Here is a 4,323-nt window from a genome sequence, read left to right on the forward strand (position 1 = left end):
CGTCGATGAACACGTACAGTGCCGCCAGAAGGGCGTCCAGGTTTGTCTTCACACACTGACCAACGGGCGCCCTTCGCCATGGTCGCGACCAGCACACACATCGGACTCACTCATCTAGGGTCTCTCGTTCGGATCCTGCTGGACTCGCGGGCCCCAAGTCCGCAGGACGAGCCACCACCGCCCGCCGCGACGGCAGGTCGCCGAGGTCCGGTGAGAGCATGGCGGCGTGGACGAGCGGGCCGAGTCGTGGTTGGAGCTGCTGCTGGAGGACGCGGAGCCGGCGGCGTACGAGGCGCTGCGGCAGCGGCGGCTGGCGGCGGCCACCCAGGAGGCCGAACGGGAACGGACCGCCGCCGAGGCGCTGCGCGCCGAGCGGCTCCGCTCCCGGCTGCGCGAGCGCCAGCAGCGGGCACGGGAGCTCGCGGCGCTCGGTGACCTCGCGCTGCGGCTGACCGGCACGCACCAGCGCGGCGCGCTCCTCCAGGAGAGCGTCGCCCAGGCACGGCGCCTGCTCGACGTGGACGTCGCCTACCTCGCGCTGACCGGCTCGGACGGGAAGATGGCCATCGAGGTGACCGACGGCTCCACGGGACCGCGCCTGCGCGGCATCGTGCTGGAGCCCAGCAGCGGGCTCGCCGGGCGGGTGGTCGAGCGTGGAGAGCCGGTGCAGAGCACGGACTACCTCGACGACGCCGGACTGCGCCACGCGCCGGGCGTGGACGACGTGGCCCGCGCCGAGCGGCTGCGCACCATCCTGGGCGCGCCCCTGCGCCTGCGCGGGGAGACGCTCGGCGTCCTGATGGTGGCCCAGCGCCGGGTGCGGTCCTTCACAGGACAGGAGACCTCACTGCTGTCCTCGCTGGCCGCCTACGCCGCCGTCGCGATCGACAACGCCCGCCTCATCGAGCGGCTGCGCGACCACGTGACCACCGTCGACCGCGCGGTCGCCCTGCACGAGGACCTGCTGCGGGCCGCGCTGCGCGGCGGGGGAGTGGAGGAGGCGGTCACCGGCCTCTCGCGGGTGGTCGCCGGCACCGTCCGCTTCGAGGACGAGGCGGGCCGCACCGTGGCCACGGGCAGGAACGGCTCGGCGGCGGTGCCCGACGACGGAACGGACCGCTGCACCCGCACGGTGCCCGTCTCCTCCTCCGCCGTCCGCTTCGGCACCCTGCGCGTCAGCACGAGCACACCGCTGGACGAGGACTCCCAACGCCTGCTGGAGCGGGCCGCCATGACGATCGCCCTGGTGGTCGCCGCCGAGCGCGCCGCCAGTGACGCCGAACGCCGCTCCGCCGCCGAACTGCTCGAAGCGCTGGTCGCCGGCGAGGTCGAGGACACCTCCGCCTTCGAACGCCGCGCCCGCACCCGGGGTCTCGACGTGGCCCGCGGCCACACCGTGGCCGTCGCCGACCTCGACGGCGCGCCCGCCCTGGCCCGGCTGGCGGCCCGCCACGGCGGGCTGAGCGGCGTGGTGCGCGGTCGCGCCGTCGGCATCCTGGACACCCGCCCCGAGGAGCTGCGCGACCAGCTGGCCGGCGTCACCGCAGGCCTCGGCGGCCCCGCCCACGGCGTCGCCGGGCTGGCCGCCGCCTACCGGGACGCCGCCGCCTGCCTGAGCGTCCTGCACGCGCTCGACCGCGCCGACGTCCGCGCGGCACCCGCCGACCTGGGTCCCTACCGCTACCTGCTCAGCGCCTCGGGCCGGGCCGACGCGCAGCGCTTCGTCCACGCCACCATCGGCCCGCTCCTCGACCACGACGCGCGGCACCGCACCGACCTGACCGGCACCGCCGACGCCTTCCTCACCCAGGGCCGCGGCCACACCGCCACCGCTGCGGCCCTCACCATCCACCCCAACACCCTCTACCAGCGCCTGGAGCGCATCGCCGAACGGCTCGGCGACACCTGGCGGCACGGCGACCGGGCCCTCGACGTCCACTTGGCGCTCCGGCTGCACCGCCTGGCCCGCACCCTGGGTGAACCACCCACCTGAGCGGGCACGCGCTGGAGAATCTCTCCATGGTCACCGGCCCCGGCACGGCATTAGCGTCTGCGGGTGTGGACACCGCACTCGACGCGCTCACCGCCGCACTGCCGGACAGCGCACTCGTCACCGACCCCGACGTCCTGGCCGCACTGGCCGCCGACGACGCCGAGTGGGCCCCGGCGGGGAAACCGCTGGCCGCACTGCGTGCGAACTCGACCGCCGAGGTGCAGGCCGCCGTACGTGTCTGCGCCGACCTGCGGATACCGGTCGTCACCCGGGGCGCGGGAACCGGCCTCTCCGGCGGTGCCAACGCCACCGACGGCTGCCTCGTGGTGGACCTGTCCAAGATGAACCGCATCCTGGAGATCGACGCGGAGAACCTGCTGGCCGTCGTCCAGCCCGGAGTGGTCAACAACGACCTCAAGGCCGCCGTCGCCGAGCACGGGCTGTGGTATCCGCCGGATCCGGCCAGCGCCCCCTGGTCCACCATCGGCGGCAACGTCGCCACCAACGCGGGCGGCCTGTGCTGCCTCAAGTACGGCGTGACCCGCGACTACGTCCTGGGCCTCGAAGCCGTCATGGGCGGTCCTGCCGGCCCCTACGGCACCGCCGTGCGGTTCGGACGCCGTACCGCCAAGGGCGTCAGCGGCTACGACATGACCGGGCTGTTCACCGGGTCCGAAGGCACCTTCGGCGTCCTCACCGAGATCACCCTGAGGCTGCGCCGGGCCCCCACCGGCACCCCGCACACGGTGGTCGGCGCCTTCGACGACCTCGTCTCGGCCGGGGAGGCCGTGGCCCTGTGCACCCGCCGCGGGCTGCAGCCCGCCGCGCTCGAACTCCTCGACCGCGCCTGTATGACGGCGGTCGAGGAGTGGAAGCACCTGGGCATCGAGGCGGACGCCGCCGCGCTGCTGCTGGCCCGGGTGGACTCCCCGGGCCAGGCGGGGGAGGAGGAGGCCGCAGCGGTGGCCGCCACCTTCACCGAGAGCGGCGCACTGTGGGCGGAGCGGTCCACCGACCCCACCGAGGCCGAGGCGCTGTTCGAGGTGCGTCGGCTCGCCTACCCCGCGCTGGAGAGGCTCGGCCCCGTACTCACCGAGGACATCTGCGTCCCGCGCTCCGCCGTCCCCGAGATGCTCGCCCGCACGGAGGCCACCGGGCGCCGGCACGGCGTACGCATCGCCACCATCGCGCACGCGGGCGACGGCAACCTGCACCCGCTGCTGATCACCCCGCCCGGCGACGAGGCGGCCCGCGAGGCCGCGCAGACCGCGTTCGAGGAGCTGCTGTCCGAAGCCGTCGCGCTCGGCGGCACCGTCACCGGCGAACACGGCGTCGGACTGCTCAAGCGGGACGGTATGACGAGGGAACTGGGGCCCGAGGTGTGCGCTGTGCAGCACGCCGTCAAGGACGCGCTCGACCCGCTCGGCCTGTTCAACCCGGGAAAGGTCGTGGGCGCCGCCCACTGACGCTCACCGGGTGACCGGTGCTGCCCGGCCGAGCACTCGTCCCGCTCCGCCACCGGGCCTCACGGCGCCGTACCGTCCCGGCGGATCGGGCCCCACCTGCCCGGCTGGCGTGTGACGATCTCGTGCGCCTCCGCGATGACCTGATCGGCGATCCAGCCGAGGGGAGAGACGCCACGGACCAGTGGCTCGTTGTCGGGCCCGCGCCCCAGCTCGTCGCCGGACAGCACCCAGGGGCGGGTGCGGGCGTCCTTGAGCCGGGGCAGATGCGAATAGTCGTACAGGCGCCGGGCCACCCACACCCGCACGGGGCGCCCGTCCCACCACCCCTCCACGGCCAGCGGGCTGGCGGAGAGCCCCGGCATGGCGGTCCCCGTCAGATCGTCCATGCTCGATCCCCGCTGCAGGTCCACCTCGGGCCCGCGTGACCAGCGCACGTAGAGCCGACCGCGCCGGGTGACCAGATCGCCGAGGGCGTCCAGCGAGGAAAAGACCGGCATGGACCACCTCTCCGTCACCGTGTCCCTCCACTTCGCCGACGACCACCACACCCACTTCCGCCCCCGCCTCCGGCCCCCGACAACGACCGCTCCGCGACCGCCCTGGCGACTGACGACGCCCGGGTTCCCTTCCGTCTCCGCCCCTAACGCGGCCTCGCGCATGCGACGAGCGGGTGGGAGGGTGTTCCTCCCACCCGCTCGGGGTGTCGCATGCGTGTGTGCGTATGTGCGTATGTGCGTATGTGCGTGGTGCGTGTGTGGTGTCGGCTGTTGGGGCCTTCTGCTCAGTAGGCGGAGTCGACGTTGTCCATGGTGCCGTAGCGGTCGGCGGCGTAGTTGCAGGCGGCGACGATGTTGGCCACGGGGT

3 protein-coding genes and 1 pseudogene are annotated in these 4,323 nt (G+C 74.1%); 2 read left to right on the forward strand and 2 right to left on the reverse strand.

Annotation, left to right across the window (positions count from 1 at the left end):
- Window positions 1–226 precede the first annotated feature (226 nt).
- Window positions 227–1,993, forward strand: coding sequence for a helix-turn-helix domain-containing protein (locus DTL70_RS05920; RefSeq protein ID WP_114020797.1), 1,767 nt, complete (start codon window positions 227–229; stop codon window positions 1,991–1,993).
- Between the two features lie 26 nt (window positions 1,994–2,019).
- Window positions 2,020–3,459: an FAD-binding oxidoreductase gene (locus DTL70_RS05925; protein ID WP_114020798.1), complete on the forward strand. Its 1,440-nt coding sequence runs from the start codon at window positions 2,020–2,022 to the stop codon at window positions 3,457–3,459.
- Between the two features lie 59 nt (window positions 3,460–3,518).
- Here the strand turns inward: DTL70_RS05925 and DTL70_RS05930 are convergent, their stop codons facing one another.
- Together DTL70_RS05930 and DTL70_RS35085 are read right to left on the reverse strand one after the other, a co-directional pair.
- Window positions 3,519–3,956: a DUF6098 family protein gene (locus DTL70_RS05930; protein ID WP_114020799.1), complete on the reverse strand. Its 438-nt coding sequence runs from the start codon at window positions 3,954–3,956 to the stop codon at window positions 3,519–3,521.
- A 284-nt stretch (window positions 3,957–4,240) separates the two neighbouring features.
- Window positions 4,241–4,323: pseudogene (locus DTL70_RS35085) on the reverse strand (transglycosylase SLT domain-containing protein); the annotation flags it as partial.

This window comes from Streptomyces diacarni (assembly GCF_003323715.1).
GTDB classification, from domain to species: domain Bacteria; phylum Actinomycetota; class Actinomycetes; order Streptomycetales; family Streptomycetaceae; genus Streptomyces; species Streptomyces diacarni.